The sequence below is a fragment of the Arthrobacter flavus genome (assembly GCF_039526005.1).
Taxonomy (GTDB): domain Bacteria; phylum Actinomycetota; class Actinomycetes; order Actinomycetales; family Micrococcaceae; genus Arthrobacter_D; species Arthrobacter_D flavus.
In genome coordinates this window covers 1-6,231 of record NZ_BAAAIJ010000014.1, presented here as the reverse complement: position 1 = coordinate 6,231, position 6,231 = coordinate 1, and the positions used below count along the sequence as shown (strand labels likewise).

At 60.8% G+C, this 6,231-nt stretch carries 5 protein-coding genes; 2 read left to right on the top strand and 3 right to left on the bottom strand.

Features of this window, described 5'->3' with window-relative positions; genetic code table 11:
• Window positions 1-110: 110 nt before the first annotated feature.
• The 3 genes from ABD059_RS05525 to ABD059_RS05515 all read right to left on the bottom strand — a co-directional run bounded on the left by ABD059_RS05525 (window position 111) and on the right by ABD059_RS05515 (window position 3,391).
• Complete coding sequence (locus ABD059_RS05525; RefSeq protein ID WP_343878364.1) at window positions 111-1,475, bottom strand: FAD-binding oxidoreductase; 1,365 nt, start codon at window positions 1,473-1,475, stop codon at window positions 111-113.
• 136 nt (window positions 1,476-1,611) lie between these two features.
• Complete coding sequence (locus tag ABD059_RS05520) at window positions 1,612-2,310, bottom strand: endonuclease/exonuclease/phosphatase family protein (RefSeq protein ID WP_343878372.1); 699 nt, start codon at window positions 2,308-2,310, stop codon at window positions 1,612-1,614.
• A 181-nt stretch (window positions 2,311-2,491) separates the two neighbouring features.
• Window positions 2,492-3,391: an Lrp/AsnC family transcriptional regulator gene (locus tag ABD059_RS05515; RefSeq protein ID WP_343878363.1), complete on the bottom strand. Its 900-nt coding sequence runs from the start codon at window positions 3,389-3,391 to the stop codon at window positions 2,492-2,494.
• A 229-nt stretch (window positions 3,392-3,620) separates the two neighbouring features.
• Here ABD059_RS05515 and ABD059_RS05510 point away from each other — a divergent pair, with 229 nt between their 5' ends.
• Together ABD059_RS05510 and ABD059_RS05505 are read left to right on the top strand one after the other, a co-directional pair.
• Complete coding sequence (locus ABD059_RS05510; RefSeq protein ID WP_343878362.1) at window positions 3,621-5,303, top strand: amidohydrolase; 1,683 nt, start codon at window positions 3,621-3,623, stop codon at window positions 5,301-5,303.
• 9 nt (window positions 5,304-5,312) lie between these two features.
• Complete coding sequence (locus ABD059_RS05505) at window positions 5,313-6,161, top strand: MFS transporter (protein WP_343878361.1); 849 nt, start codon at window positions 5,313-5,315, stop codon at window positions 6,159-6,161.
• The last annotated feature ends 70 nt before the right edge of the window (window positions 6,162-6,231 follow it).

Genomic DNA, 6,231 nt, shown 5'->3' with positions numbered 1-6,231 from the left:
TGCCTCCGGTGCAGGTTCGTGGTGGGGTAACCACTTAGCTGCACCGGAGGCACTTTTCTGCGCCCGGCCGGGGTGAGGCGTCACCCGCTCCCGGCCGGCGCGGGCGGGACCTAGATGGCTTTGCCGGGGTTGAGGAGTCCGTGCGGGTCGATGGCGTCCTTGATCGAGCGCATCACGTCGAGGGAGACCTCGCCCAGCTCGGGCAGCAGCCAGTCACGCTTGAGCAACCCGATACCGTGTTCCCCGGTCAGTGTGCCGCCGAGGCTCTTCGCCAGGTAGAACATCTCCCCGAGCGCGACCTTCGCTGGCCCCTCGGTGACAGAATCCTCAGGGTTCAGGACCAGCATGGGGTGCAGGTTGCCGTCCGACGCGTGGACCACTGAGTAGATCCGTACCCCGGTGCGCTCGGAAATGTCGTTCAGGCCCACCGCCACCTCTGCGAGCCTGCCGCGCGGCACACCGATATCACCGATGGACACCCGGCCCAGTTTCTCCAGGCAGGGAATGGCTTCCCTGCGGGCGGTGACCAGTTCGGCGGCGTGTTCGTCGTCGTTGGCCTTCTCAATGGAGGTGGCGAGCGGCCTGATGGCCTCGATCAGTACGTCCTGTTCCAGGTGGGCGCCGTATCCGTCAGTCTGTGCCAGGAGGAACGCGCCGCCCTGGGACCGGTAGGTGGTGCCCATCGCCATGTCGATCGCCTCGAGCGTCTGGCCGTCGATCAGCTCCAGCATGGATGGCTGGATCCGTGACGCAATGACGGCGGATGCCGCCTGCGCCGCGGTGGCGAAGTCGGGAAAGAACGCGGCGACGGTCGCCGTCGCCACCGGGAGGGGGCGGAGCCGCAGGGTCGCCTCGGTGACGACGCCGAGCGTCCCCTCCGACCCGACGATCAGTGCATTGAGGTCATACCCGGAAACGCCCTTCATGGTTTCGCGGCCGGTTCGGAGTTGACGGCCGTCAGCGAGGACCACATTCAGTGACAGCACGGCGTCCCGGGTGACACCGTATTTCGCGCACCGCATGCCACCGGCGTTGGTGGCGACGTTGCCGCCGATCGAGCAGATGGAGGTGCTGGCCGGATCCGGCGCGTAAAACAGCCCGTATTCTCCGACGGCGGCGTTCAGGTCGGCGTTCAGGGCTCCGGGTTCGACGACGGCGAGCTGCTCTACCGGGTCGATGCGCAGGATCTTGTTCATCCGGGACACGTCAAGCACCACTTCGCCGGATCGTGCCGACGCACCGGCTGCGAGACCGGTGCCAGCACCACGGGTGACGATCGGGGTGCGGTGGGCGGTGGCCAGCCGGAGGGTGGAAACGACGTCGTCGGTCGTCTCGGCGAAGACCACCCCGTCCGGCAAGGACTGCGAAACGTAGCCGGAGCGGTCGGTACTCGCATCGAGCCGGTCTGTTTCGGACAGGGAAGCTGACCGTGCTCCAGCCAGGACGGCTGATGTGGAGCTGGTGTGCAGTGACATTGGCGTAAAACCCCTTTGTTATACGGATCAGCTATGGCCAGCCACAGTGCTTGAATATTCGCATCGTGGAAGTACACTTCTGCTGATTGGATAAAATCCTAGGGGGTCTCACGGGGCGGGTCAACGTAGCTGCCGCCTACGCTGCGACCGGGGCCAGACTATTCATCGGGCTGTACTCGGCCCGGACCAGGATGGGGAGGTGGTCTGAAGCGCCGCGCGGCAGAGTCTCAACGCTCTGGATGTCCAGCCCGCGGGAGGTCGCAAAATCGAAGTGCCCCCGGAAGACTCGGTACCGGGTATAGGTCCTCAGATCGCTGAGCGACAGGTCGTACCCGGAGTCCTTCATATGCCTGGTGAGACGCTGAGTGAAGAACGGGTAGTTGAAATCGCCCAGCATGAGGGTCGCCACTCCGGTGCCCATCCCGAGCAGCTCGGCGTGCGAGGCATGGATCTGTTTGCGGCGCAACGAATTCGACGCCGTCAGCGGAGCAGCGTGGAAAGATCCCACCACGAGGCCGTGATTGGTCTGGTTCTCGATGAGCTGGAGCCCGATCAGTCGCTCATGTGCGGGAGCGAGCACGCGGTCGTGAAGCGACTTTTTCAGCATCATCGCTCTGGTATGAATCGCGGTGAAGCGCTCTTCCCGATAGTAGAGGGCAAGCCCGAGCCGGTTTTCCCGTGTGGCAATCGCCAGCTGCAGATCGCCCACAGTTGCCGGCAGATCGGAGGCATCGCACTCCTGAAGGCACAGCAGATCGACGGCGTACCGCTGGACCAGGTCCTCAAGCTCATCGCTGGCCTTGTGTTCGCGCAGGTTGTAACTGATGGCCCGTATCAGGTGAACACTCCTTCATCTGGCTGATGACAGCAGGAATATTGTAAGCACCTCACGATAGATCGGGTAAGAGGTCTATTGGGTTGGCCGCGGACGGCAGATCAACGACTGAGCTTGCCTCTGCAGCCGACGCCATCAGAATAGGACCAAGGTTGTAGCCGATAATGACTTGGCGGCACTGTTAATGCCGCAAATCCAGCCGTCGTGCGTAGTGCTCTTTAGAGACTTCGAGGTGGGTCCACGTTTCAATAGCAAGCACGCCCTGCATTCCTTTGAGCCGCTCGATCATGGCAAATGCCTCGCTGGCAGATCCAGCGGCTGTGGTGCCGACCAGGTCGAAGCGTCCCAAAGTTCTGGCGCAAAACTCCATGCCGGGCAGGGCCGCTACAGCGTCAGACACCTCGCTGGCCGATTCAACAATGTTCAGTCCCATGCCCATCGCTGTTGAGACGCTCCCGCCACGTCGTTTCACCACTGCCCCGATGCGCAGTATCGAGTTGGCTATCAGCTGATTGGTTCTGGTGCGCACCGCGCTCGGCGACAGGCCTGTTAGTTCTCCGAGCTTGAGAAACGACATTCGTCCGTCCCGCTCCAACAACTCGATGATCTTCACATCGGTTGAATCAAGTCGAATTTCAGACTGGAGCGCTTCCTTTGGCATGAAGATGCCCCGCAATACCTCTGCATACACCAACGTACTCACGGCACGGACACCGGGTAGGCGCCGTATCCAGGCGACCTCTTCGAAAAGGCTCCGGTGGTCGGAAACCCGCAGCTCGGTGATAACACTGAACTGCCCGCTGACAACTGAGACATACACCGCAGCATCAGAGTCTCGAAGCGCGGCAGCCACCGGCTGCGTGGGACCCGACACCTCGATGGACACATGTGCCAGAGCCTTAACCCCGAGTAGTTCCGGGTGGGTCACGGCGACGATCTCCACCACTCCGGAACCGAGCAGCTTTTGAACGTGATTGGACACGATCGCCCGAGGCACTCCACAGATCTCCGCCAGGGCGGTGTAACTCATACGACCATCGATCTGCAGCGCTTCAATCAGCCTGGAGTCCAGCGTAGCCACGGTTTTCCCTTCACATGAGTCAAGATTTCGAAAGATTTTTTCGGAGGAATGACCTGCACTTCGATTGATAAAATACCTAGGAAGTTCCAATTCGAGGGCATTGCGTCGGAATGTTGAACAAATGCGTTGCCGAGAAGAGTCGCGGCAATTTACTTGTATTGCATGGAGGCGCAGTGGGGTCTAGCGTAGCCGACTGAACCCCCTAGTGATATGCACCACAAAGGAAATTATGCGCAAGCTACATCACCTCGAAGTGTCCGAACTGGACTCCACCTCCACGATCTTCCATGGAGGGACCCTGCACACGATTGATCCTGAATCGGAAGGAGCTGAAGCGTTCCTGGTCTACGGAACGCGTTTCGGCGCTGTCGGAAGCCTTGACAATTGTCGAACAGCAGCGGCCGAGCTCTCCTCCCGTCCACCGCGGGAAGTCGATCTGACTGGCTTGACCGTGGTGCCCGGATTCATCGACGCCCACGCACACCCGTTGATGTATGGCCAGATGATGAGCTGGGTGGATTGCGGGCCCGACAAAGCCCGGACTATTCCGCACATCATCGCGCTCCTGAAGGATGCGGCCGCGACGCTTCCCGAGCATCTGCCCATCAGGGGCTACGGGTATGAGCACCGGAACCTCTCCGAGGGGCGCCACCCACTCAAGGAAGAGCTGGATCAGGTCAGCACAACCCGCGAAGTCTACTTAATGAACGCGAGTGGCCACGGCGGCGTCGTCAATTCCTTCACCTTCGACAAGTACGGGATCACACGGGATACGCCTAACCCCACCGGCGGAGAATTCTTCAAGAATGCCAACGGCGATCTCACGGGGGAGATATCCGATGCTGCGTGCAACATCCTCACCGGCATCACCGGGGTCAAGGTGGGACACCACGGACCCAACTTCCATCTGGAAGACGAGCCTGAAGAGCACCTACGGCAACTCCGTACCGCGCAAGAGAAGTTTTTGGCTGGCGGAGTCACCACAATCGGTGATTGCCAGGTGACACGGCGAGAGCTGGACATGTACCTGCAACTGTCGGCTACAGGACAGCTGAAGACACGGGTCAGCATGTATCTGCTGAGTCACCTGCTGGATCACGCCATTGACACCGGTTTGCACGGTGCTTTCGGTAACTCGCACCTGTCATTTGCGGGCATCAAGTTCTACGCCGATGGGACCCTCGGAGGGTGGACGGCCTACTTTCCTGATGGCTATGTCGGTGACCCCTGTAGAACCGGGCAGCTCTACCACGATCCCGCTGACTATGCCGATCTCATCATGAAGGCCCACGCAGTCGGCCTGCAAACGGCCACCCATGCCCAGTCACCCGACGCGCTCGCCATGGTCCTCGATGCGATCGAGCGTGCACAAGAAGCACACCCCGCGGCCGACGCTCGCCACCGCATCGAACACTGCGGACTGCCAACCCCTGATCAGATCGATCGCATCAAGCGTCTGGGCGTGCACCCCGTCAATCAACCTCAGCACTACTACAACTGGGGGGAAGGCGTCACTGCCGCGATTGGCACACCGGGCGAGCGGTTCAATCCACTGGGTGAGTTCATTTCCGCCGGAGTGCCGGTCACGATTAGCTCGGACGCTCCCGTCGCGGCACCGAAGCCGCTCGAAGCGATTCAAGCCGCAGTCACGCGCGTCACACGCAACGGGCATCAGCTAGGCAGTGACTCGCTCCGGATCACTGCACCAGAAGCCCTTGCGGCACACACGCTGAACGGCGCATTGACGCTGGGTCGGGAGGACGAGCTGGGGAGCATCTCGACCGGAAAACGGGCGGACTTCGTCGTCCTCGGGGAGGACCCACTGACGGTCAGCCCGAACCGCATTGCCGCGATCCCAGTCCATGAGACCTGGGTGGACGGTCGCCAGCACTACTCATCCTCCGACGCATAAGGATTCGCCATGACAGAAGAAGCGCAAATCAAAAAGGCGCGAAAGGCCGGACTGGCCGCCTTCGTCGGCACCACCATCGAGTGGTACGACTTCTACATCTATGCCACAGCAGCGGCCCTGGTTTTCGGTAATATCTTCTTCTCCGAAGATACGGACCGGCTGACCGGCATTGCTGCGGCTTTTGCCACCTACGCCGTCGGCTTCCTCGCACGCCCCATCGGCGGAATCATTTTTGGGCACGTCGGTGACCGCATCGGCCGCCGCACCGCCTTGGTCATCACCTTGACCATGATGGGCATAGCAACCTTCCTCATCGGCCTGTTGCCTACCTATGCACAGATCGGCGTATGGGCGCCCGTCCTGCTGGTGACGCTCCGCTTCATTCAGGGACTAGCCGTCGGTGGGGAGTGGGGTGGTGCCGTCCTGATGGCTGTGGAACATGCGCCGGAGAGCAAGAAGACCTTCTATGGTGCGTTTGCCCAGTTGGGCAACCCTGCAGGTGCCCTCCTTGCAACAGGCTTCTTCAGCATCCTCTCGACCCTTGAAGGAGACGCGTTGCAGGAATGGGCGTGGAGGCTCCCCTTCCTCGCCTCAGCTGTCCTGATCATTGTCGGGCTGATCATCCGGTTGAAAGTTGAAGAATCACCGGTGTTCGAAGCCGAGGTTCCCGACGCGGCCAACCAGCAATTGCCCCTGAAGTATGCGATCGTCACCAACTGGAAACCGATCCTGCTGGGAATTGGTGCGCTTCCTGTTGCCGTAGGGGGCTACTACCTGGTCACCACCTTTATCACTGCCTACGCCACCGATCCATCGATCGGGCTGTCTGAAACAGTCGTTCTCAACGGGGACTGCTGAAGGTTTGGTTGACTCCTGACCTGTGAGGATTAACCTCGCGGGTGGAAGGATGTTCATCATGCCTAAAGCC